Source organism: Variovorax sp. Root411 (genome assembly GCF_001425205.1).
In the GTDB taxonomy this organism is placed as follows: domain Bacteria; phylum Pseudomonadota; class Gammaproteobacteria; order Burkholderiales; family Burkholderiaceae_C; genus Variovorax.
In genome coordinates this window covers 1,097,866-1,121,133 of record NZ_LMDW01000001.1, presented here as the reverse complement: position 1 = coordinate 1,121,133, position 23,268 = coordinate 1,097,866, and the positions used below count along the sequence as shown (strand labels likewise).

The window sequence follows — 23,268 nt, the reverse complement described above, 5'->3', positions numbered from 1 at the left end:
GCTACCAGGCATGACTTGTAGACTGGCGCACCATGCAGCAAACACCCTCTTCCTCCCTCTGCAGCGACTGGCTCGACAGCGCCATCCGCCGCATCGAGGCCGACTACCAACGCAGCGCCGACACGCACCTGATCCCGCTGCCCCTGCCCTCGCTCGCGGCGCACGGCATCGACCTGTACCTGAAGGACGAATCGACGCACCCGACCGGCAGCCTCAAGCACCGGCTCGCGCGTTCGCTCTTTCTCTACGCGCTGTGCAACGGATGGGTGCGCGAGGGCACCACCATCGTCGAAGCCTCGAGCGGCTCCACGGCCGTGAGCGAGGCCTACTTCGCGCGGCTGCTGGGCCTGCCCTTCATCGCGGTGATGCCGCGCACCACCTCGCCGGAGAAGGTCGCGCAGATCGTCTTCTACGGCGCGAGCTGCCACTTCGTGGACCATGCCGCCCAGGTGTACGAAGAGGCGCGCGCGCTGGCCGAGCGCACCGGCGGCCACTACATGGACCAGTTCACCTATGCCGAGCGCGCGACCGACTGGCGCGGCAACAACAACATCGCCGAGAGCATGTTCCAGCAGATGGCGCGCGAGCGGCATCCGGTGCCGAAGTGGATCGTGGTCGGCGCGGGCACGGGCGGCACCAGCGCGACCATCGGGCGCTACCTGCGCTATCGCTGCCACGACACGCAGGTGTGCGTGCCCGACCCCGAAGGTTCGGTGTTCTCGGCCTACCACCGCACGGGCGATGCCTCGCTGACGGATGTGGGCTCGCGCATCGAAGGCATCGGCCGCCCGCGCGTGGAGCCCAGCTTCATCCGCACGCTGGTCGACCGGATGATCGAAGTGCCGAACCTCGACTCGGTGGCGGCGATGCATGCGCTGTCGGCGCTGCTGGGCCGCAAGGTCGGGCCGTCGACGGGCACCAACTTCATCGGCATGCTGGCCGTGGCGCACGAGATGCGCGCGGCGGGACAGCAGGGCTCCATTCTTTCGCTGCTGTGCGATGCGGGCGAGCGCTATCTGCCGAGCTACCACGATGCGGCCTGGGTGCGGAATGCCTTCGGCGACATCGCGCCGGCGCAGCAGCGCATTGATGCGCTGGTAGCGGCATGACGCCTCCTCCTTCGCCGCTGTTCGGCCTCTCGCGGCGCGGCCTGCTGCTGGCGGCGCTCGCGGCCGGGCCACTGGCGGCGTGGGCACTGCCCGAGCGCCGGATGGAGTTCCCGCGCGACTTCGGTAGCCACCCCGACCTGCGCACCGAATGGTGGTACGTCACCGGCCACGCGAAGACGACGGGCGGACGCGAGTTCGGCTTTCAGGTGACCTTCTTCCGCTCGCGCGTCGAGGCCACGCAGGGCATGCGCTCGGCGTTTGCCGCGAAGCATCTCGTGTTCGCGCACGCGGCCGTCACCGACCTCGAAGGCCGCGTGCTGCTGCACGACCAGCGCATCGCACGCGCGGGCTTCGGCGTGGCGGAAGCCGGCACCGACGACACCGACGTGCGCATCCGCGACTGGTCGCTGGTGCGGAAGAACGGGCTCTACGTTGCGCGCATTCCGGCCGGTGAGTTCACGCTGGACCTGCGCTTCACGCCGACGCAGCCGGTGCTTCTGCAAGGCAACGCCGGCCTCTCGCGCAAGGGCCCCGAGGAATCGCAGGCGAGCTACTACTACAGCGAGCCGCAGCTCAAGGCGCAGGGCAGGCTCACGCTCAAGGGACAAGCCTTCGACGTCGCCGGCGCCGCGTGGCTCGACCACGAATGGAGCGAAGCGCTGATGCACCCAGAGGCCGTGGGCTGGGACTGGATCGGCATGAACCTCGACGACGGCAGCGCCCTGACCGCCTTCCGCCTGCGGCGCAGCGACGGCAGCGCGCTGTGGACCGGTGGCTCGTTCCGCCAGCGCGATGGCGCGGCACGAACCTTCAGGAACGACGAAGTGCGCTTCGAAGCCCTCAAGACCTGGGACAGCCCGCGCACGCAGGCAAAGTACCCGACGCAATGGCGCGTGCAGACGCCCGCCGGCAGCTTCGAAGTGCGCGCCCTGCTCGACGACCAGGAACTCGACAGCCGCGGTTCGACCGGCGGCGTGTACTGGGAAGGCGTGAGCGAACTGCTCGATGCCCAAGGCCGCCGCGTGGGCCGCGGCTATCTGGAAATGACCGGCTATGCCGCGCCGCTGAAGCTGTAACTGTTGTAGCCGCGCCCAAGACCTGACAACCGATTCCTTGCCGCATGCGTTGGGAATCGTGCCCCACCCATTTGAAAACGGAGGATCACCCATGAAGATTCGAATCGCAGTGCTGGCCGCGGCCGGCGCCCTTTCCATCCTTGCAAGCCCCATTGCCGCCAACGCGCAGGTCTCGGTCAACATCAACGTTCCCGGACTGGTGATGACGGCACCGCCGCCGCCGCGCTACGAGCCCCTGCCCCCGCCACGCGGCGGCTTCGTCTGGGTGCCGGGCCGCTGGGCCTGGGATGGCCGCGCCTATGGATGGCGCCCGGGCGGCTGGCAGCCCGAGCGCGCGGGATACGCCTATGCTCCAGGCCGCTGGGTCGAAGACCGCGGCGGCTACCGCTGGACCGAAGGCGACTGGCGCCGGCGCGAAGCCCGCCGTGAAGACCGCCGCGAGCGCGAATGGGAGGACGACCATCGCCGCCACGACGGTGACCGCCGGCACGGCCACGGCCATGACCGCGAGCGCGATTTCTGCCCGCCCGGCCAGGCGAAAAAAGGCAACTGCTGATCGCCGATCCACAAACACGAAGGGAGCCGAGAGGCTCCCTTTTTTGTTGGCCGCGCGTTACTTCGCCCGCCGCCTGTCGATAAACGCAATGATCTCGCCCATGATCCCCTTGCGGAAGGCAAGCACGCAGATCACGAAGATCAGGCCCGTCACCATGGTCACCGACTCGCCCAGTGTGTTGAACCAGTCCACCGCCGTGATGCGCGCAAGCAGGTTGCCGAGTTCACCGATCTTGTTCTCGAGCAGCACCACCACGGCCGAGCCCACCAGCGGACCCGAGAGCGTGCCCAAGCCACCCACCAGCGTCATCAGGATGACCTGGCCCGAGGCGGTCCAGTGCACGTCCGACAGCGTGGCGAAGCCCAGCACCAGCGTCTTGAGCGAACCGGCCAGCCCCGACAGCGCCGCCGAGATCACGAAGGCCAGCAGCTTGAAGCGGCTCACGTCGTAGCCCAGCGACAGTGCGCGCGGCTCGTTCTCCTTGATGCCCTTGAGCACCTGCCCGAAGGGCGAGTGGATGGTGCGCACGATCAGCAGGAAAGCCGCGACCACGATGACCAGTGCCACGTAGTACATCGTGAGGTCGTTCGACAGGTCGATCAGGCCGAACAGCTTGCCGCGCGGCACGCCCTGCAGGCCGTCTTCGCCGCCCGTGAACCTGGCTTGCAGCGCGACGAAGAACATCATCTGCGCGAGCGCCAGCGTGATCATCGCGAAGTAGATGCCCTGGCGGCGAATGGCCAGCACGCCGAAGATCCAGCCGAGGAAAGCGCCGCTGAGCGTGCCCGCGATCAGGCCCAGTTCGGGCGTGAGCCCCCAGACCTTGATCGCATGGCCCGCGACGTACGCGGAACCGCCGAGGAACGCCGCATGGCCGAACGACAGCAGGCCCGTGAAGCCCAGCAGCAGGTTGAACGCCGCGGCGAACAGTGCGAAGCACATGAGCTTCATCACGAACACCGGGTAGGCGCCGAAGAACGGTGCCGCGACGAGCGCGACCAGCAGAAGTGCGTAGACGACGAGGGAGATTTTTTTCGTGTTCATGCCACTCGCCTTATTTTTCTTTGCCGAACAAGCCGGCGGGGCGAATCAACAGCACGATGACCATGATCACGAACACAACCGTAGACGATGCCTCGGGATAGAAAACCTTGGTGAACCCTTCGATCACGCCGAGCCCGAGCCCGGTGAGGATGGCCCCCATGATCGAGCCCATGCCACCGATCACGACCACCGCGAACACCACAATGATGAGGTTCTGCCCCATCAGCGGCGACACCTGCATCACCGGCGCAGCGAGCACGCCGGCAAAGGCCGCGAGCGCGCAGCCGAAGGCATAGGTCAGCGTGATCATCAGCGGCACGTTGACGCCGAAGGCTTCCACCAGCCGGGGGTTTTCGGTACCGGCGCGCAGGTAGGCGCCCAGGCGGGTCTTCTCGATCACGAACCAGGTCGCGAAGCAGATCACCAGCGATGCAACGACCACCCAGGCGCGGTAGTTCGGCAGCACCATGAAGCCGAGGTCGGTGGCGCTCGACAGCGCATCGGGTGCGTCGTAGGGCAGTCCCGACACGCCGTAGACCGAGCGGAACACGCCCTCGATCAGCAGCGTGAGGCCCAGCGTGAGCAAGAGGCCGTAGAGGTGGTCGAGCTTGTAGATCCAGCGCAGCAGCAGACGCTCGATGAGCACGCCGAAGATGCCGATGACGATGGGCGCCGCGATCAGCATCACCCAGTAGTTGACGCCGAGATACTCCATCGCCATCCATGTCAGGACGGCGCCCAGCATGAACAGCGCGCCGTGCGCGAAGTTGATGACGTTGAGCAGGCCGAAGATCACCGCCAGCCCGAGGCTCAGGATGGCATAGAACGAGCCGTTGACCAGCCCCAGGAGGAGCTGGCTCAACAAGGCGGGAAGGGAAATGGTCATAAACGTTTCAGAAAACCGGCGGGCTCATGGGGGCCGCCGTGCACGGCCGCCCGAAGCGGCCGGCCCGCCCCCCTTGCAAAGGGGGGTTGGCGAAGCGACACGAAGTGCGCGCAGCCTGGGGGGTTACTTCCACAACGCGCACTTGCTCTCGGCCTTGGTCGTGAAGACATCTTCGCCCTTCAGCTTCTGGACCACCTTGTAGTAGTCCCACGGCTGCTTGGATTCGGCCGGCGACTTGACCTGCACCAGGTACATGTCGTGCACGAAGCGGCCGTCTGCGCGGATGCTGCCCTTGGCGTAGAAGTCGTCGACGGGGGTCTTCTTGAGCGTCTCCATCACCTTGTCGGCATCGACCGTCTTGGCCGCCTGCACGGCCTTCAGGTAGGTCATGGTGGCCGAATAGTCGGCGGCCTGGATGTCGGTGGGCATGCGCTTGGTCTTCTCGAAGAAGCGCTTGCCGAAGGCGCGCGTCTTGTCGTCGAGGTTCCAGTCCCAGCTGGTGGTGAGCAGCAGGCCTTCGGTGTTCTTCAGGCCCAGGCTGTGCACGTCGGTCACGAACACCAGCAGGCCGACCATCTTCATGGTCTTGCTGATGCCGAACTCCTTGGCCGCCTTGATCGAGTTGATGGTGTCGCCGCCCGCATTGGCCAGTGCCAGCACCTGGGCCTTGGAGTTCTGCGCCTGCAGCAGGAACGAGGAGAAGTCGGAGGTGTTGAGCGGATGCTTCACGCTGCCCACCACGGTGCCGCCCTTCTCCTTCACGACCTTGGACGCGTCGGCTTCCAGTGCCTGGCCGAAAGCGTAATCGGCCGTCAGGAAGAACCAGCTCTTGTCGCCGCGTGCGATCACGGCGCTGCCCGTGCCCTTGGCCAGCGCCACGGTGTCGTAGGCGTAGTGCACGGTGTAGGGGCTGCACTGATCGTTGGTGAGCGCCGAACTGCCGGCACCGTTCACGACGAACACGCGCTTCTTCTCCTGCGCCACCTTGGCCATGGCCAGCGCCGTGCCCGAGCTGGTGCCGCCGAACAGCATCGTCAGGCCCTGCGTGTCGATCCACTCGCGCGCCTTGGAAGCCGCGATGTCGGCCTTGTTCTGGTGGTCGGCCTGCAGCAGCTCGATGGGCATGCCGTTGACCTTGCCGCCGAAGTCGTCGATGGCCATCTGGATCGCGAGGGCGCCGTTCTTGCCCTCCACGTCCGCGTAGAGGCTCGACATGTCGGTGATGAAGCCGATCTTGACCTTGTCCTGGGCCTGGGCGGCGCCTGCGGCCAGCGCTGCGGCGGCGAAGACGGCGGTATAGGCGAATGCTTTTTTCATGGGAGCTCCTGAGAAAGGTGTCGAGGGGTTATTTCCAGAGCGCACACTTGGACTCGGCCTTCGTGGTGAAGACCGAGTCGCCGGGCAGCTTCTTCACGAGCTTGTAGTAGTCCCAGGGCGTCTTCGATTCGGCCGGCGACTTGACCTGCATCAGGTACATGTCGTGCACGTAGCGGCCGTCGGCACGGATCTGGCCGGAACCGAAGAAGTCGTTGAGCTTCATCTTCTTGAGCTCGGCCATGACCTTGTCGGCATCGTCCGACTTGGCAGCATCCACCGCCTTGAGGTAGGTCATGGTGGCGGAGTAGTCGGCCGCCTGGATCTCGGTGGGCATGCGCTTGGCCTTTTCGAAGAAGCGCTTGGAGAACTTGCGCGTCTCGTCGTTCAGGTCCCAGTACCAGCTGGTGGTGAACTGCAGGCCCTCGGTGTTCTTCAGGCCCAGGCTGTGCACGTCGCTCAGGAAGATCAGCAGGCCGGCGAGCTTCATGGTCTTGCCGATGCCGAATTCCTTGGCGGCCTTGATGCTGTTGACGGTGTCGCCGCCCGCATTGGCCAGGCCGAGGATCTGCGCCTTGGAGTTCTGCGCCTGCAGCAGGAACGACGAGAAATCGGACGCATTGAGCGGATGGCGCACCGAGCCCAAGATCGTGCCGCCCTTGGCCTTCACGACGGTGGAGGTGTCGGCTTCGAGCGCATGGCCGAAGGCGTAGTCGGCGGTCAGGAAGAACCAGGTCTTGCCGCCGCCGTCGACCACGGCCGCGCCGGTGCCCTTGGCGAGCGCCACCGTGTCGTAGGCGTAGTGCACGGTATAGGGCGAGCACTGTTCGTTGGTCAGCACGGACGATGCAGCGCCGTTGTTGAAGTACACCCGCTTCTTTTCGGCCGCCACCTTGGCCAGCGCCAGGCCCACACCGGAGTTGGTGCCGCCGAACACCATGCTCAGCCCCTGCGTGTCAATCCACTCGCGCGCCTTCGAGGCGGCGATGTCGGGCTTGTTCTGATGGTCGACCGTCAGCAGTTCGACGGGCTTGCCGGCGGCCTTGCCGCCGAAGTCGTCGATGGCCATCTGGATCGCCAGCGCGCCGTTCTTGCCTTCGAGGTCGGCATACAGGCTCGACATGTCGGTGATGAAGCCGATCTTGATCTTGTCCTGTCCTTGCGCCTGGGCTGACGCGGCGAGCGCCAGTGCGCCGAAAGCCAGGGCGAATGCGGTGAGCCGATTTTTCATGTTTGTCTCCAGCAGTTGCAAGGGGTGAAAGAACCTAGACGCCGAGCAGTTCGGTGAGCACCGGCATCTTGGCCTCGAGTTCGGCCGCGCCGAACTTCTCGACGATGCGGCCGTGCTCCATCACATAGAAGCGGTCCGCCAACGGCGCTGCGAAGCGGAAGTTCTGCTCCACCATGACGATGGTGTAGCCCTTGGCGCGCAGCATGGTGATCATTCGGGCCAGCGCCTGCACGATGACCGGCGCCAGGCCTTCGGAGATTTCGTCGAGCAGCAGCAGCTTGGCGCCAGTGCGCAGGATGCGCGCCACGGCCAGCATCTGCTGCTCGCCGCCCGACAGGCGCGTGCCCTGGCTGTGGCGGCGCTCGGCGAGGTTGGGGAACATGGCGTAGATCTCTTCGACCGACATGCCCTGCCCCGCGCCTTTCAGCTCGGGCGGCAGCATGAGGTTTTCTTCGCACGAAAGGCTCGCGAAGATGCCGCGCTCCTCCGGGCAATAGCCGATGCCGAGATGCGCGATGCGATGCGTCGGCATGCCGATGGTCTCTTTGCCGTTGACCTCGATGCTGCCCTTGCGCGCGCCGGTGAGCCCCATGATCGCGCGCAGCGTGGTGGTGCGGCCCGCGCCATTGCGGCCCAACAGCGTGACGACCTCGCCCGGCTGCACGACCATGTCGACGCCGTGCAGCACGTGCGATTCGCCGTACCAGGCCTGAAGGCCCTTGATCTCCAGTGCCGCAGTCATCAATGCGCTCCCTGCAGTTGGCCGTCGGTGGTGCCCATGTAGGCCTCCATGACCTGGGGATTCGCGGAGACTTCGGCGTAAGGACCTTCGGCCAGCACGGCGCCGCGCTGCAGCACCGTGATGGTGTCGGCGATGGTCGAGACCACGCTCATGTTGTGTTCGACCATCAGGATGGTGCGCCCCGCCGACACGCGCTTGATGAGTTCGGCCACGCGATGCACGTCTTCATGGCCCATGCCCTGCGTGGGCTCGTCGAGCAGCATCAGCTCTGGCTCCATGGCCAGCGTGGTCGCGATCTCGAGTGCGCGCTTGCGGCCGTAGGGCAGGTTGACGGTCTGCTCGTCGGCGAGTGCCTCGAGGCCCACTTCGGCGAGCAGTTCGCGGGCGCGCGCATCGAGCGGCTTCAGCGACTTCTCGCTCTTCCAGAAGTGGTACGAAGTACCTAGCCGGCGCTGCAGGCCCAGCCGCACGTTCTCGAGCAGCGTGAGGTGCGGGAACACGGCCGAGATCTGGAACGAGCGGATGATGCCGCGCCGCGCGATCTGCGCGGGCCGCTCGCCGGTGATGTCCTGTCCGTTGAAGAGGATCGTGCCGGTGGTCGGCTCGAGGAACTTGGTGAGCAGGTTGAAGCAGGTCGTCTTGCCGGCGCCGTTCGGGCCGATCAGTGCGTGGATCGAGCCGCGCGCCACCGAGAGGTTGACCTTGCTGACCGCGGTGAACCCCTTGAATTCCTTGGTGAGCTCGCGTGTTTCGAGGATGACGTCGCTCATCTCGCGAGGTCGCCCGGATTCGGAAAAAGAAAGTCGGTCATGCTGTCCATCTCGATGCGCCACCATTGAGCGCGGACCGATTGTTCGTGCGTGCCACTCGCTTGCATACTGGGGCAAATGCCTATGCTGCAGTGCAACCTTCACGAAGCTGCGCGGCAATCGAATCGGACTGTCGTCGCAGCGACAAAGAAAACCCCCAGGCTCCTCGCGAAGGCTGGGGGTTGATGAGGTGACGACGGTGCGCGCTCAGTGCGCGCCGGCTGCGGCATCGCCGCCGGAACCGCCGCGCTGCGGCCTTGCCAGCCACACCAGCGGAATCAGCAGCAGGAACAGAATCGCCGACGCATAGAAGATGTCGTTGGTCGCCAGCATGAACGACTGCTGGTCGACGATGCGGTTCAGTTGCCCCAGCACTTGCTCGCTGCTGAAGCCGCTGCCCGCAAGGCCCGACATCGCGCTGGTCGCCGCGTTGTTGCCCTGGTTCACCGTCTCCGCCAATTGCGAGTGGTGCAGCGCCGCGCGGTTCTCCCACAGCGTGGTGGTGATCGACGTGCCCATCGCACCCGCGGTGATCCGCAGGAAGTTCGACAGCCCCGACGCGGCCGGGATGCGATCGGGCGTGAGGCCCGACAGCGTGATGGTCACGAGCGGAATGAAGAAGAACGCCATCGCGATGCCCTGGATGATCGTCGGGATGATGATCGTCACGAAGTCGGCCTGCGTGTTGAAGTTCGAGCGCATCCAAAGCACCAGCGCGAACACCAGGAACGAGAAGGTCGCATAGCGGCGCGGGTCGATCTTGGCCACCGTGAGCCCCACCACCGGCGAGAAGAAGATCGCCAGCAGCCCCACGGGCGCCATGATCATCCCCGCCTGCGTGGCGGTGTAGCCCATCCACTGCTGCAGCCACAGCGGCAGCAGCACCACATTGCCGAAGAACAGGCCATAGGCCACGGCCGTTGCCACGGCGCCCGACCAGAAATTGCGGCGCTTGAAGAGCGACAGGTCGACCACCGGGTGCTTGTCGGTCAGCTCCCACACCAGGAAGAACGCGAAGCCGACCACGGCCACCACCGCCAGCGCGACGATCTGCCCCGAGTGGAACCAGTCGAGCTCCTTGCCTTTGTCGAGCATCAGCTGCATCGAGCCCACCCACAACACCAGCAGCGCGAGGCCGATGGCGTCGATCGGCACCTTGTGCGTGAGGCTCTCGCGCTTGCGGTACAGCGCCCAGGTGATGGAAGCCGCGACGATGCCCACGGGGATGTTGATGTAGAAGATCCACGGCCACGAGATGTTGTCGGTGATCCAGCCGCCGAGCAGCGGCCCCATCACCGGCGCGACCAGCGTGGTCATCGACCACATCGCCATCGCGAGGCCCGCCTTGGCGCGCGGATAGCTCGACAGCAGCAGCGTCTGCGACAGCGGGATCATCGGACCCGCAACGAAGCCCTGCAGTGCGCGAAAGGCGATCAGCGTCGTCATGTTCGGCGCCAGGCCGCACATCAGCGAGGTGACCATGAACAGGATCACGCTGGCCATGAACAGGCGCACCTGCCCGAAGCGCTGCGTCATGAAGCCGGTGAGCGGCACCGCGATGGCGTTGGCCACCGCGAAGCTGGTGATGACCCAGGTGCCCTGCGTGGTGCTCACGCCCAGGTCACCGGAGATGGCAGGCAGCGACACGTTCGCGATCGACGAGTCGAGCACGTTCATGAAGGTTGCCGCAGACAGCGCGACCGTGCCCCAGAGGCGGGCTGCGCCCTCGAGCGGCGGATGCGCGACGTAAGCAGGAGCAGCGGTTGCCATGAGCGGGCTGTTTACCTGATGAAGGACGCGCGGGCGATCAGCCCGGCTGGCCCTGCGCGGCCATGGCTGCGGCAGGCGCGGCCGTGTGCTTCGCCGGTGCGGCGGCCGCCGCGGTCGGTGCGCTGCGCCCGAGGTTGGCCGCGACGATGCGCTCCACTTCGGCATCGGCGCCGCGGTCGAGCTGGCTGTAGACCTGCGTCTGCGTCAGCGCAGCGGCGCGCGGCGCGTCGGCGAGCATCTTGCCGCTCTTCGACGAGATGTCGATCTCGGCGTCCATCGACAGGCCGATGCGCAGCGGGTTGGACTTGAGCTGCTCGGGGTCGAGCGCGATGCGCACGGGCACGCGCTGCACCACCTTGATCCAGTTGCCGGTGGCGTTCTGCGCAGGCAGCAGCGCAAACGCGCTGCCCGTGCCCACGCCCAGGCCCGCGACCTTGCCGCTGTATTCGATCTTCTTGCCGTAGACGTCGGCCGTGAGCTTCACGGGCTGGTCGATGCGGATGTTGCGCAGTTGCACTTCCTTGAAGTTGGCGTCGACCCACAGCTGGTTGAGTGGCACGATCGACATCATCGGCGTGCCGGCGGCCACCCGCTGGCCGAGCTGCACGGTGCGCTTGGCGACGTAGCCGTCGACCGGCGCGGGCATGGCCACGCGCTGCGTGGCGAGGTAGGCCTCGCGCACCTTGGCGGCAGCGGCCAGCACGCTCGGGTGCTGGGCCACGCTGGTGCCTTCGGTCAGCGACTGGTTGCTGACCAGGGCTTCCTTCGCGGCGACCACGCCGGCCTGCGCCGCGGCGAGCTGGCTCTTGGCGGTGTCGAGCTGCGTTTCGGCATGGTTGAGTTCTTCCTTCGACACGGCGCCGTTGCCCGACAGCGCGCGGCGGCGCTGCAGGTCGTCCTGCGCCTTGGCGATGTCGCTCTGTGCCTTGACGATGTCGGCCTGGCGCAGCGTGACCTGCGCGGCCAGCGAGCCGTTGTTGGCATACAGCGTGCGCACCTGGCGCACGGCCTGCGCGAGCGCGGCTTCGGCCTGTTCGAGCGACACCTTGGCGTCGGCCGGGTCGAGCTGCACCAGCGGCTGGCCGGCCTTCACGAAATCGGTGTCGTCGGCGTTGATGGCCATCACGGTGCCGCCGATCTGCGGCGTGATCTGAATCACGTTGCCCTGCACGTAGGCGTTGTCGGTGTCCTCGTAGTGGCTGGCGACCAGCCATTCATAGATACCCCAGCCGCCGCCGGCGACGATCACCACCGCGGCGAGCGCTGTGAGTGCCCGGCGGCGCTTGCCGTTGCCGGCAGGCGCCTCGGGGGCTGCGGAAGCTGCGGCTGCAGCGGGCGTCGGAGTGTTGTTGTCGCTCATGATGAAGTTCTTTCCGAAGACGAAAAAATCGGACTGGTTCGGGTGGTGTCAGTTCGGTGCGGCTGATGGCGCCGCTGCCGTGGCGGTGGCCGGGGGCTGCCAGCCGCCGCCCAGCGCGCGCGCCAGGCCCACCTGCGTGTCGAGTGCACGGGCGGACAGATCGACCGCCAGCCGGCGCTGCGCGAGCACGGAGGTTTCTGCCGTCAGCACGTTGAGGTAGTTGCCGAGGCCCGCGCGGTAGCGCTGCACGGCGATGTCGTAGGCGCCCTCGGCAGCGGTCTGCGCGGCGCGTTGTTCGGTTTGCTGACGCGCGATCGACTGCGCGCTGGTGGCCTGGTCGGCCGCGTCGCGCACCGCGTCGAGCACGGTGGCGTTGTAGCTTTCGATGGCCACGTCGAGGTCGGCCGACTTGCCGCGCAGGTTGGCGCGCAGCTTGCCGCCTTCGAAGATCGGCAGCGTGATGGCCGGGCCCACGCCCCACTGCTCGCTGCCCGACTTCAGCAGCTTGCCGAAACCCAGGCTCTGGAAGCCGGCGAAGGCCGTGAGGTTCACGTTGGGATAGAACAGGGTCTTGGCATTGGCCACGTCGCTCGTGGCGGCCTCGACGCGCCAGCGCGCGGCGGCGATGTCGGCGCGGCGGCCGAGCAGGTCGGCCGGAATGTTGGCCTGCAGCGCCATCGGCTTGACGTTCGCCAGAACCGGCGGCTTGAGCGATGCCGACACATTCGGCTGGCCGACCAGCGCATCGAGCGCATGCTGCTGCAGCGCGATCTGCTCGTTGAGCGATTCGATCTGCTGGCGTGCCTCGGGCAGGCCGCCTTCGCTCTGGCGCAGTTCGAGACGGGTGTCGAGGCCGGCGGACACGCGGTCGCGCACGAGCTTGAGCGTTTCGTCGCGCTGCGCCAGCGTGCGCCCGGCAACGGTGAGCTGGTCGTTCAGACGCGCCCACTGGAAGTAGCTGCGCGCCACGTTGCTCGCGAGCAGCACGCGCGCGGCATCCGCATCGGCGGCCGCGGCGTTGGCCGCGCCGATGGCGGTGTCGAGCGCGCTGCGGTTCTTGCCGAAGAAGTCGAGCTCCCAGCTGGCGCTGAGCTGCAGCAGGCCGATGTTCTGCGTCGAGCCGCCCAGCGGTGCGGGGTAGATGTAGTTGCTGTTGAACTTCTGGCGTTTCAGGTCGAGGTCGCCCTTGACCTGCGGCTTGAGCGCCGCGCCGGCAATGTCGGCCGAGGCCTGTGCACGCGCAAGGCGGGCTTGAGCGACCTGCAGGTTCGGGTTGCCGGCCACGGCCTGGTCGATCAGCGAATTGAGCTGCGTGTCGCCGAAGGCCAGCCACCATTGGCTGTCGAGGCGGGACGCCGGCGCCGCGGCGCTGTCGGGCGCGATGCCCAGCGACGAGGCGTCGCGCAGTTTGGCCTGCGAGCCGATGCCGGCCATGTCGGCACAGCCGGCCAATGCCACCACCAGCAGTGCGGCGGCCACGATGGGGGTGCGGCGCACGGCGCGCACGGCAAGGGAATCAGTCATTTTTATCTCCACGGGCCGCGAGGGCCTGGGCGTTGTCGAGGATGCGGCGCAAGTACCCCTTGAGCTGCTCCCATTCTTCGGTGCTGAAGCCTGCAAGGTGTTCGTTCTGCACACGGCTCAGCACGTAGGGCACTTCCTTGGCGGCGGCACGGCCTTCGTCGGTGAGCTCGATGTTGACCACGCGGCGGTCTTCGAGCGAGCGCACGCGGCGGCACAGGCCCTTGGCCTCGAGGCGATCGAGCAGGCGCGTCATGGCGCCGGTGTCGAGTTCGCAGGCACGGGCCAGTTCGGCCACGGTGGTGGCGGCGCCTACATGCAATTTATAGAGAGGCACCCACTGCGGATAGGTCGGGCTGCCCGGCTCGCACATGCGGTTTTCGACCGACTGGCCGACCGCCGTGACGATGCGGCGCATCAGGTAGCCGATGCTTTCTTCGGTACGGTAGGTTTCCGGGCTGTAGAAGGCTGCAGGCGGGCGACGCTCGGCGTCGGCAGGCGCCGACGGGGCTTGGGGGGTAGTTGCATCGCTCATGGGCCCAATATTAGTTGCCGAGGCAGTTATTGTCAAGGCTGCCTTTGTAGTAGCAATGTTTCTGTAGAATCCTTCCATGGCTTCTCCCCCACCGTCTTCCATGGCCAAGGGCTCGCCCCGATCGCTCTCGGGCCTGAGCCCTTTTCTCCGTCCCTACCGGGTGCAGATCGTCCTGGCAGGCATCTTTCTGGTGATGGCGGCGCTCACCACACTGGTTTTCCCTATCGCATTGCGCAGCTTGATTGACGGTGGCTTGATCAGCGCGGACAAGGGCGCTCAGACCATGGCGCTGCGCGAGCACTTCGGCTCCCTCTTCGCGGTGGCCGTGGCGCTCGGTCTTTTCTCGGCGGCGCGCTTCTATACGGTGAGCTGGCTGGGCGAACGCGTGACGGCCGACATCCGCAACGCGGTCTATGGCCACGTGCTGAAGCAGAGCCCGGCCTTCTTCGAAACCACGCAGACCGGCGAGGTGCTCTCGCGCCTGACGGCCGACACCACGCTGGTGCAGACGGTCGTCGGCTCCTCGCTGAGCATGGGCCTGCGCAACGCGGTGATGGGCGTGGGCGCGCTGGCCGTGCTCGTGTGGACCAACCCCTATGTGATGGTGCAGGTGTTGGGCATCCTCGTGCTGGTGGTGCTGCCGAGCATGTGGTTCGGCCGCCGCGTGCGCAAGCTGTCGCGCGCCAGCCAGGACCGCGTGGCCGATTCGAGCGCCATCGCCGCCGAGGTGCTGAATGCGATTCCGGTGGTGCAAAGCTACACGGCCGAAGGCCGCGAGGCCGCGCGCTTCAGCGGTTCGACGGAGAACGCCTTCCGCACCGCCGTACGCCGGACCAAGGCCCGCTCGGTGCTGGTGGCGTTCATCATCATCGCGACCTCCGCGGCCCTGCTCTGGGGCCTCTACCAAGGCACGCAGGCAGTGCTGCGCGGCGACATCACGGCCGGCCACCTGGGCCAGACCGTCGTCTACGTCGCCATCCTGGCCAGTGCGACCGCCGTGCTCGGCGAGGTGTACGGCGACTTGCTGCGCGCAGCCGGCGCAACCGAGCGGCTGATGGAACTGCTGCATGCGCCCGCGGCCATCTTTTCACCGCCGAATCCGACGGTGGCGCCCGTTCCCGTGGCGGGCAGCGCGATCAAATTCGATACCGTGACCTTCCATTACCCGTCCCGGCCGGACACGCCGGCATTGCGTGGCTTCAGCCTCGACGTCGCACCCGGCGAGACCGTGGCGCTGGTGGGGTCGAGCGGCGCGGGCAAGAGCACTGTGTTCCAGCTGCTGCTGCGCTACTACGACCCGCAATCGGGCCGCCTGCTGCTCGACGACACGCCGCTGGCTTCGCTCGCCCTGCCCGACCTGCGCACCCGCATCGGCCTGGTGCCACAGGATGCGGTGATTTTCTCGGCCAGCGCGTTCGAGAACATCCGCTACGGCCGGCCCGAGGCCACGGCCGAGGAGGTGCATGCCGCCGCCCGCGCCGCCTTCGCCCACGACTTCCTGCAGGCGTTGCCCGAGGGCTACGACACCTTCCTCGGCGAGCGCGGCGTGCGCCTGTCGGGCGGACAGCGCCAGCGCATCGCGATCGCGCGCGCAATCCTCAAGAACCCGCCGCTGCTGCTGCTCGACGAGGCCACGAGTGCACTGGACGCGGAAAGCGAACGCATGGTGCAGGCGGCATTGGAATCGGCGATGGAGAACCGCACGACGGTCGTGATCGCCCACCGCTTGGCGACGGTGCAGAAGGCCGACCGCATCGTGGTGCTGGACCACGGCGGGATCGTCGAGCAGGGAACGCACGCGACGCTGGTGGCGCAGGGCGGGGTCTACGCGCGCCTCGCTGCGCTGCAGTTCACGGCCTGAGCGGCCGCGCGGCCCGGTCAGTTACTGCAGGGTCTCTTTGAGCGCAGCCGGAACCGGCAGCGCCATCACCGCAATGCCCTCGTCGAGCAGCGCCTCGGCCTGCTCGGGCGTGGCCTGTCCGCGAATGCCGCGTTCCTGGGTCTCGCCGTAGTGCATCTTCCGGGCTTCGTCGGCAAAGCGATCGCCGACGTCTTCGGTCTTCGCCAGCACCTCGCGCACGGCACGCATCCAGCGGGCCTCGGGCGAGAGTTCGGCGGGAACATTCGAAGCCGCGGCAGCGGGTGCAGCGGCTTCCTGCGGCGCCTTGGCATTGCCGAGGTTGAGGCGCGGCGCACTCAACAGCTTGACGATGGCGGTGTCGCCACAGACCGGGCACTCGACCAGTCCGCTCGCCAGCTGGGTGTCGAAGGCCTCGTTGGACGCAAACCAGCCCTCGAAGCCGTGGCCGTGTGCGCAGCGGAGATTGAGAACCTTCATGCGCGGATTATCCCGCGCTGCCTTCTGCGGGCAGCGCCTGCCAGTCCAGAGCCCATGCGCCCGAAAGGACGTTCTGCAGCCAGAGCGTGCAGCTCAGCGTCTTGGCATCGGTCACGGTGCCGTCGCGGCACCAGCCGGCCAGCTCTTCGGGCGTGGCCGTGAACACGTCGAGGAACTCGCCATGATCGAGCTGCCGCTCGCCCAGCGAAAGACCGCGCGCGAAGTAGATGTGGATGATCTCGGTCGAGTACGCCACCGCCAGGTGCATCGCACCCGCGTGCGCCCATTCGCGCGCGGTGTAGCCGGTTTCCTCGAGCAGCTCGCGCCGGCCGCAAACGAACGGGTCTTCACCCGCGTCGAGCTTGCCCGCGGGGAATTCGATCATCACGTGGCCCACGGGGTAGCGGAACTGGCGCTCCAGCACCACGCGGCCATCGTCCAGCAGCGGAACGACCACCACGGCACCCGGGTGCACCACGTACTCGCGCGTGGCGGTGTGGCCGTCGGGCAGGCGCACGGTGTCGCGCTTGGCGTGCAGGAAGTTGCCCTTGAAGAGCTCCACGCTGTGCGTGAGTTCTTCCTTCAGGTGCGAATCGGTGGTCGTGGTGGTGGTCGAGGTCATGTCGTCAGTGCCTGTGTTTCATCAGGTAGCGCCAGGTGAACCCGGGAAAGGCCAGCACGATGAACAGCGCGCCGGTCACCGCATAGAACTCCCAGCCCTGCGAGGCGATCTGCCCTGCCCTGCGCTCGAACAGCAGCCCGACACCGCCCGCCAGAAAATACAAGACCACCAGTTCGGCGAGCCGCACCGCGAGCGACTTGGGTGTTGTCGCCAGAGGCACGACGCCGAACAGGCGGTCATTGAAGAACGGCAGGTTGGCGGCCACGAGGGCCACCAGCAGAACGACCCAGACCGACGCGGTTTGCGACACCCGAGGTCGGCCGCGTCAGTGGGCCAGCGTGGCCACGATCGCGTCGTAGCAGAGCGTCATCAGGCCGCCAGGCACGATGCCCAGGATCAGGATCAGCGCGCCGTTGATCGCGAGCACGGTGCGCACGTCGCGCGGTGCCGACACCGTGGTGGCCGTGACGGGCTCATCGAAGTACATGACCTTGACCACGCGCAGGTAATAGAACGCACCGATCAGCGACATCATCACCGCGAACACCGCGAGGCCGATGTAGATGGCCTGGCCCGAGGCGATCAGCGCCTGCAGCACTGCCAGCTTGGCGTAGAAGCCGACCAGGGGCGGCAAGCCGGCCAGCGAGAACATCGCGATGGCCATCACGCCGGCATACAGCGGGCTGCGCTGGTTCAGGCCTGCGAGGTCGGTGATCTCTTCGCTTTCGAAGCCTTCGCGCGCCAGCAGCAGGATGATGCCGAAGCTCGCCAGCGTGGTCAGCACGTAGGTCACGATGTAGAACATCGAGGCGCTGTAGGCGAACTGGGCGTTGTACGTGCCCTGCTGGTCCGAACCCGCCACCAGGCCGAGAAGCATGAAGCCCATCTGCGAGATCGTCGAGTACGCCAGCATCCGCTTCAGGTTGCTCTGCGCAATGGCGGCCAGGTTGCCGACCAGCAGCGACGCGATGGCGAGCACGGCGAGCATCTGCTGCCAGTCGATCGCCAGCGGCTGCAGCGCGTCGACCAGCAGGCGGATGATGATGGCGAAGGCCGCCAGTTCGGGCGCGGCGCCGATCAGCAGCGTGACCGCCGTCGGTGCGCCCTGGTAGACGTCGGGCACCCACATGTGGAACGGCGCGGCGCCCACCTTGAAGGCCAGGCCGGCCACGATAAACACCAGGCCGAACACCAGCACCTGGTGGTTCACCTTGCCGCTCGCAATGGTCTTGAACACTTCGTTGACGTCGAGCGAACCGGTCGCGCCGTACATCATCGACAGCCCGTACAGCAGGAAGCCGCTGGCCATGGCGCCGAGCACGAAGTACTTCATGGCGGCTTCGCTGGCCACCGCGTTGTCGCGGCGCAGCGCCACCAGCGCATAGCTCGACAGCGTGAGCAGTTCCAGGCCCAGGTAGATCAGCAGGAAGTTGCTGCCCGAGATCATCACGAACATGCCCAGCAGCGCGAACATGCTGATGGTGAACAGTTCGCCGCCGCGCAGCATCTCGCGGTCGGCCGCATAGGGACGGCCGTAGACCAGCGTGACCATCAGGGCGACGGTGGCAAAGCATTTGAGCCAATTGCCCATCGGATCGCTGACGACCATGCCGCCGAAACCGTAGGCAGTCTTGCCACCGAGGGCGGCGAGGCCCGACAGCACGGCGACCACGGCGAGCGTGGCCAGCGTCAGTACATAGGTGCGGGTACGGCGCGGGCTCGCGTCCGACAGGTCGACCAGCGCAATGATGCAGGCCATGACCAGCAACACGATTTCGGGGTAGATCGTGACCCAGCTGAGTTTGTCAATCATCTCGTTCTCTTGTCTTCAGCGTGGCATCAGGAGGGCAGCTTCGAAATCGCCACGTGGCGAAGAAGCTCGGTCACGGAAGCGTTCATCGCGTCGGTGAAAGGCTTCGGATAGAGGCCCATCCACAGCACGGCGATCGCCAGCAGCGCCAGCATCAGGAACTCGCGGGCATTGATGTCGCTGACTTCCTTGACATGGTCGTTGCCGACCGGGCCGAGGTACACGCGCTTGTACATCCACAGGGTGTAGGCGGCACCGAAGATCAGCGCGGTGGCTGCCGCCATGCCGATCCAGAAGTTGGCCTTCACGGCACCCAGGATCACCATCCACTCGCCCACGAAACCGGCGGTGCCCGGCAGGCCGCAGTTGGCCATGGCGAACAGCAGCGCAAACGCGGCGAACTTGGGCATGGTGTTGACCACGCCGCCGTAGTCGGCGATCTGGCGCGAGTGCACGCGGTCGTACAGCACGCCGATGCCCAGGAACATGGCGCCCGACACGAAGCCGTGCGCAATCATCTGCACGATGCCGCCGGACACGCCGAGCTCGTTGAAGATGAAGAAGCCGAGCGTCACGAAGCCCATGTGGGCCACCGACGAGTAAGCCACCAGCTTCTTCATGTCCTGCTGCACCAGCGCGACCAGGCCCACGTAGATCACCGCGATCAGCGATAGCGCGATCATGAGCCAGGCCCATTCGTGCGAGGCGTCGGGCGCGATGGGCATCGAGAAGCGCAGGAAACCGTAGGCGCCCAGCTTCAGCATGATCGCGGCCAGCACGGCGGAGCCGCCGGTGGGCGCCTCGACGTGCACGTCGGGCAGCCAGGTGTGCACCGGCCACATCGGCACCTTCACCGCGAAGGCCGCGAAGAAGGCGAAGAACAGGAATGTCTGCGCGCTCGCACCCAGCGGCAGCTTGTGCCAGCTCAGGATGTCGAAGCTGCCGCCCGACTTGTTGTACAGGTAGATCAGCGCCACCAGCATCAGCAGCGAGCCGAGCAAGGTGTAGATGAAGAACTTGAACGCCGCGTAGATCTTGTTCGGGCCACCCCAGATGCCGATGATCAGGTACATCGGGATCAGCGTGGCTTCGAAGAACACGTAGAACAGCACGCCGTCGAGCGCGGCGAACACGCCGATCATGAAACCCGACAGGATCAGGAACGCGCCCATGTACTGGTTCACGCGCTCGGTGATCACTTCCCAGGCCGAGATCACGACGACGACCGTGATGAACGACGTCAGCAGCACCAGCCAGAGCGACATTCCGTCGATCCCGAGGTGGTAGTTGACGTTGAAGCGCGAGATCCAGCCCGTCTTCTCGACGAACTGCATCGCGGCGGTACCGTTCTGGAAGCGCGTGAACAGCGGCACCGTGACCAGGAAGCTCACGATGGAACCGACGAGCGCGACCCAGCGTACGCCTCTGGCGTGCTCGTCACGGCCAAACGCCAGCAGCGCGGCGCCGAATGCGATCGGCACCCAGATGGCAAGGCTCAACAAACCCATTTTTCTTTTTCTCCAGCGCTAGGCTCAGCGTTTGAACCAGACGAAGTACGTCATCAGGATGAAGATGCCGAGCAGCATCGCGAAGGCATAGTGATAGATGTAGCCGGACTGCATCCAGCGAACCACGCCTGAAATCCGGCCGACCACCTTCCACGAGCCGTTCACGACGGCGCCGTCGATCAGGGCCTGGTCGCCACCCTTCCACAGGCCGGTGCCGAGCGCGCGCGTGGCGCGGGCGATGACGTTCTCGTTGAACCAGTCCATGTAGTACTTGTTCTCGAGCAGGCGGTAGATCGGGCCGAAGGCGCGCTTGATCGCGGCCGGCAGCGCCGGATTGATCATGTACATGTACCAGGACAGGACCACGCCCGCCAGCGCCAGCCAGAACGGCGGCGCCGTCAGGCCGTGGATGGCCATGGCCACCGGGCCGTGGAAGGCTTCTTCGAGTTCCTTCATGGCGTGGTGCCTGTTGCCGTCCACGAAGATCGCGCTCTTGAAGAACTCGCCGAACAGCACCGGCTCGATCGTCATGAAGCCGATCACCACGGACGGGATCGCGAGCAGCACCAGCGGCAGCCACACCACCCAGGGCGATTCGTGCGGCTTGTGTCCGTGGCCGTGATCGTCGTCGTGCTCCGCATGTTCGTCGTGGTGGTGCGCATCGGGGTTCTGGTCGTAACGCTCCTTGCCGTGGAAGACCAGGAAGTACATGCGGAACGAATAGAACGCCGTGATGAACACACCGGCCAGCACCGCGTAATACGCGAAGTTCGCGCCCCACAGGTGGCTTTCGTGCACCGCTTCGATGATGCTGTCCTTCGAGTAGAACCCCGCGAAGAACGGCGTGCCGATCAGCGCGAGCGAACCCAGCAGCGAGGTGATCCAGGTGATCGGCATGTACTTGCGCACGCCGCCCATCCAGCGGATGTCCTGGTTGTGGTGCATGCCGATGATCACCGAGCCGGCGCCGAGGAACAGCAGCGCCTTGAAGAAGGCGTGCGTCATCAGGTGGAACACCGCGACCGAGTAGGCCGACGCACCGAGCGCCACCGTCATGTAGCCGAGCTGCGAGAGCGTCGAGTACGCGACCACGCGCTTGATGTCGTTCTGGATGATGCCCAGGAAGCCCATGAACAGCGCGGTGATGGCGCCGATCACGAGGATGAAGCTCAGTGCCGTGTCGCTCAGCTCGAACAGCGGCGACATGCGCGCCACCATGAAGATGCCGGCCGTCACCATCGTTGCCGCGTGGATCAGCGCGGAGATGGGCGTCGGGCCTTCCATCGAGTCGGGCAGCCACACGTGCAACGGGAACTGCGCGCTCTTGCCCATGGCGCCGATGAACAGGCAGATGCAGATCACCGTGATGAGCATCCATTCGGTGCCCGGGAAGGTGATGCCGGCCAGCGTGTTGGCCTTGGCGAAGGCTTCGCCGTAGTTCAGCGTGCCGGCATAGGCCGCGATAAGGCCGATGCCGAGGATGAAGCCGAAGTCGCCCACGCGGTTGACCAGGAAGGCCTTCATGTTCGCGAAGATCGCAGTCGGCCGGTTGAACCAGAAACCGATCAGCAGGTACGACACCAGGCCCACCGCTTCCCAGCCGAAGAACAGCTGGAGCATGTTGTTGCTCATGACGAGCATCAGCATCGAGAAGGTGAACAGCGAGATGTACGCGAAGAAGCGGTTGTAGCCGTCGTCTTCCTCCATGTAGCCGATGGTGTAGATGTGCACCATCAGCGACACGAAGGTCACCACGCACATCATCATGGCGGTGAGGCCGTCGACCAGGAAGCCGACTTCCATCTTCAGGCCGCCAACGGTCATCCATTCGTAGATGGTTTCGTTGAAGCGGGCGCCGTCGGCCACCACGCTCTTGAGCGTCATGGCCGAGATGATGAAGGCGACCAGCACGCCCAGGATGGTCAGCGAATGCGTGACCTTGCGGCCGATGTGATCGCCGCCGAACTTGGTGCCGAACAAGCCGGCAACGACGGCGCCGGCCAGGGGTGCCAGCGGCACGGCCAGCAAGGTGGATGCGGAAAGGGTTGCGCTCATGTTGCGTTCAACCCTTGAGTGAGTTGAGTTCGTCGACGTTGATGTTCGACTTGTTGCGGAACAGCAGGACCAGCAGCGCCAGGCCGATGGCAGACTCGGCCGCGGCCACCGTCAGGATGAAGAACACGAAGATCTGGCCGTGCATGTCGCCCAGATAGTGCGAGAACGCCACGAAGTTCATGTTGACCGCGAGCAGCATCAGCTCGATGGCCATCAGCAGCACGATGAGGTTCTTGCGGTTCAGGAAGATGCCGATCACGGACAGCGCGAAGAGCATCGCGCCGAGTGAGAGGAAGTGTCCGAGCGTGAGCGTCATGCCTTGTTTTCCTTTGCAGCGTCCGCAGCTTCGACCACAGGCTCGGCCGCACGCGTGACCGGCATCTGCACGATGCGCACGCGGTCGCGCGCCTTCACGCGCACCTGGTCAGCCGGGTTGACGTACTTGCTGTCCTTGCGGGTGCGCAGCGTCAGTGCGATGGCGGCCACGATGGCCACCAGCAGGATGACCGCGGCGATTTCCAGCGGGTAGAGATATTCGGAGTAAAGCAGCTTGCCGAGCTCGAGCGTGTTGGAAGTGTTGGGGCCCATCGCACCGGCAGTGGCACGCGGTGCCTCGCCCAGGCGGAAGCCGCCCATGAGCACGGCCGCCATTTCGAGCGCGATGAGTGCGCCGACACCGGCGGCCAGCGGGAAGTGCTTCCAGAAGCCCTCCCGCAAACCGTCGACGTTGATGTCCAGCATCATCACGACGAACAGGAACAGCACCATCACGGCGCCGACATACACCAGCACCAGCGAGATCGCGAGGAACTCGGCGCGCAGCAGCAGCCAGATGGCCGATGCCTGGAAGAAGGCCAGCACCAGATACAGCGCGGCGTACACAGGGTTGCGGGCGGTGATGACGCGGAACGCTGCGAACAGCAGCACCACGGCAAACAGATAGAACAGACCGGTCTTGACGTCCATGGAATTCGAATGGGTT

At 66.0% G+C, this 23,268-nt stretch carries 22 protein-coding genes; 4 read left to right on the top strand and 18 right to left on the bottom strand.

Features of this window, described 5'->3' with window-relative positions; genetic code table 11:
• The first annotated feature begins 32 nt into the window (after positions 1-32).
• The 3 genes from ASC92_RS05210 (at position 33) to ASC92_RS05200 (ending at position 2,741) form a co-directional block, all read left to right on the top strand.
• A complete protein-coding gene (locus ASC92_RS05210) occupies positions 33-1,109 on the top strand; it encodes a PLP-dependent cysteine synthase family protein (protein ID WP_056511182.1) in 1,077 nt (358 codons plus the stop codon).
• Complete coding sequence (locus tag ASC92_RS05205) at positions 1,106-2,185, top strand: lipocalin-like domain-containing protein (RefSeq protein ID WP_056511179.1); 1,080 nt, start codon at positions 1,106-1,108, stop codon at positions 2,183-2,185. Before ASC92_RS05210 ends, ASC92_RS05205 begins: the two co-directional genes overlap by 4 nt.
• A 91-nt stretch (positions 2,186-2,276) precedes the next feature.
• On the top strand, positions 2,277-2,741 hold the full coding sequence (locus tag ASC92_RS05200) for a YXWGXW repeat-containing protein (RefSeq protein ID WP_056511176.1): 465 nt from the start codon (positions 2,277-2,279) through the stop codon (positions 2,739-2,741).
• 57 nt (positions 2,742-2,798) lie between these two features.
• Here the strand turns inward: ASC92_RS05200 and ASC92_RS05195 are convergent, their stop codons facing one another.
• The 10 genes from ASC92_RS05195 to ASC92_RS05150 form a co-directional block, all read right to left on the bottom strand.
• The gene (locus tag ASC92_RS05195; RefSeq protein ID WP_056511173.1) at positions 2,799-3,785 is read right to left on the bottom strand and encodes a branched-chain amino acid ABC transporter permease; all 987 of its coding nucleotides are present in this window, start codon (positions 3,783-3,785) and stop codon (positions 2,799-2,801) included.
• Positions 3,786-3,795: 10 nt separating this feature from the next.
• Positions 3,796-4,671 carry a branched-chain amino acid ABC transporter permease gene (locus ASC92_RS05190; RefSeq protein WP_056511170.1) on the bottom strand — a complete coding sequence of 292 codons (876 nt, stop codon included), beginning with the start codon at positions 4,669-4,671 and terminating at the stop codon, positions 3,796-3,798.
• A gap of 123 nt (positions 4,672-4,794) precedes the next feature.
• Positions 4,795-5,988 (bottom strand): ABC transporter substrate-binding protein, encoded by a 1,194-nt coding sequence (locus tag ASC92_RS05185; protein ID WP_056511167.1) that lies wholly within the window; start codon positions 5,986-5,988, stop codon positions 4,795-4,797.
• A gap of 28 nt (positions 5,989-6,016) precedes the next feature.
• Positions 6,017-7,216 (bottom strand): ABC transporter substrate-binding protein, encoded by a 1,200-nt coding sequence (locus ASC92_RS05180; RefSeq protein ID WP_056511162.1) that lies wholly within the window; start codon positions 7,214-7,216, stop codon positions 6,017-6,019.
• Positions 7,217-7,250: 34 nt separating this feature from the next.
• Entirely contained in the window at positions 7,251-7,958 is a 708-nt protein-coding gene (locus tag ASC92_RS05175) for an ABC transporter ATP-binding protein (protein ID WP_056511158.1), read from the bottom strand.
• The gene (locus tag ASC92_RS05170; protein ID WP_056511155.1) at positions 7,958-8,728 is read right to left on the bottom strand and encodes an ABC transporter ATP-binding protein; all 771 of its coding nucleotides are present in this window, start codon (positions 8,726-8,728) and stop codon (positions 7,958-7,960) included. The genes ASC92_RS05175 and ASC92_RS05170 overlap by 1 nt, the downstream gene beginning before the upstream one ends.
• Before the next feature lie 246 nt (positions 8,729-8,974).
• Complete coding sequence (locus ASC92_RS05165) at positions 8,975-10,537, bottom strand: DHA2 family efflux MFS transporter permease subunit (protein ID WP_056511152.1); 1,563 nt, start codon at positions 10,535-10,537, stop codon at positions 8,975-8,977.
• A gap of 37 nt (positions 10,538-10,574) precedes the next feature.
• The gene (locus ASC92_RS05160) at positions 10,575-11,897 is read right to left on the bottom strand and encodes an efflux RND transporter periplasmic adaptor subunit (protein WP_056511149.1); all 1,323 of its coding nucleotides are present in this window, start codon (positions 11,895-11,897) and stop codon (positions 10,575-10,577) included.
• Between the two features lie 48 nt (positions 11,898-11,945).
• Positions 11,946-13,421 (bottom strand): efflux transporter outer membrane subunit, encoded by a 1,476-nt coding sequence (locus tag ASC92_RS05155; RefSeq protein ID WP_056511146.1) that lies wholly within the window; start codon positions 13,419-13,421, stop codon positions 11,946-11,948.
• Complete coding sequence (locus ASC92_RS05150; RefSeq protein ID WP_056511143.1) at positions 13,414-13,953, bottom strand: MarR family winged helix-turn-helix transcriptional regulator; 540 nt, start codon at positions 13,951-13,953, stop codon at positions 13,414-13,416. The genes ASC92_RS05155 and ASC92_RS05150 overlap by 8 nt, the downstream gene beginning before the upstream one ends.
• A gap of 76 nt (positions 13,954-14,029) precedes the next feature.
• Between ASC92_RS05150 and ASC92_RS05145 the strand changes: the two genes are divergently transcribed.
• A complete protein-coding gene (locus tag ASC92_RS05145) occupies positions 14,030-15,814 on the top strand; it encodes an ABC transporter transmembrane domain-containing protein (RefSeq protein WP_056511140.1) in 1,785 nt (594 codons plus the stop codon).
• Positions 15,815-15,835: 21 nt separating this feature from the next.
• Here the strand turns inward: ASC92_RS05145 and ASC92_RS05140 are convergent, their stop codons facing one another.
• The 8 genes from ASC92_RS05140 to ASC92_RS05105 are packed head-to-tail and all read right to left on the bottom strand — an operon-like array spanning position 15,836 to position 23,252.
• Complete coding sequence (locus ASC92_RS05140; RefSeq protein ID WP_056511137.1) at positions 15,836-16,291, bottom strand: DUF1178 family protein; 456 nt, start codon at positions 16,289-16,291, stop codon at positions 15,836-15,838.
• Between the two features lie 7 nt (positions 16,292-16,298).
• The gene (locus ASC92_RS05135; protein ID WP_056511134.1) at positions 16,299-16,913 is read right to left on the bottom strand and encodes an NUDIX domain-containing protein; all 615 of its coding nucleotides are present in this window, start codon (positions 16,911-16,913) and stop codon (positions 16,299-16,301) included.
• A 4-nt stretch (positions 16,914-16,917) separates the two neighbouring features.
• Complete coding sequence (locus ASC92_RS05130) at positions 16,918-17,223, bottom strand: DUF2818 family protein (protein WP_056511131.1); 306 nt, start codon at positions 17,221-17,223, stop codon at positions 16,918-16,920.
• A gap of 15 nt (positions 17,224-17,238) precedes the next feature.
• On the bottom strand, positions 17,239-18,726 hold the full coding sequence (nuoN, locus tag ASC92_RS05125) for an NADH-quinone oxidoreductase subunit NuoN (protein WP_056511127.1): 1,488 nt from the start codon (positions 18,724-18,726) through the stop codon (positions 17,239-17,241).
• 26 nt (positions 18,727-18,752) lie between these two features.
• Entirely contained in the window at positions 18,753-20,231 is a 1,479-nt protein-coding gene (locus tag ASC92_RS05120; protein WP_056511124.1) for an NADH-quinone oxidoreductase subunit M, read from the bottom strand.
• 24 nt (positions 20,232-20,255) lie between these two features.
• Positions 20,256-22,286, bottom strand: a complete 2,031-nt coding sequence (gene nuoL, locus ASC92_RS05115) for an NADH-quinone oxidoreductase subunit L (protein WP_056511121.1) — start codon at positions 22,284-22,286, stop codon at positions 20,256-20,258.
• Positions 22,287-22,293: 7 nt separating this feature from the next.
• Entirely contained in the window at positions 22,294-22,602 is a 309-nt protein-coding gene (gene nuoK, locus ASC92_RS05110; RefSeq protein ID WP_007837741.1) for an NADH-quinone oxidoreductase subunit NuoK, read from the bottom strand.
• On the bottom strand, positions 22,599-23,252 hold the full coding sequence (locus ASC92_RS05105) for an NADH-quinone oxidoreductase subunit J (RefSeq protein WP_056511119.1): 654 nt from the start codon (positions 23,250-23,252) through the stop codon (positions 22,599-22,601). The genes nuoK and ASC92_RS05105 overlap by 4 nt, the downstream gene beginning before the upstream one ends.
• Positions 23,253-23,268: the final 16 nt, after the last annotated feature.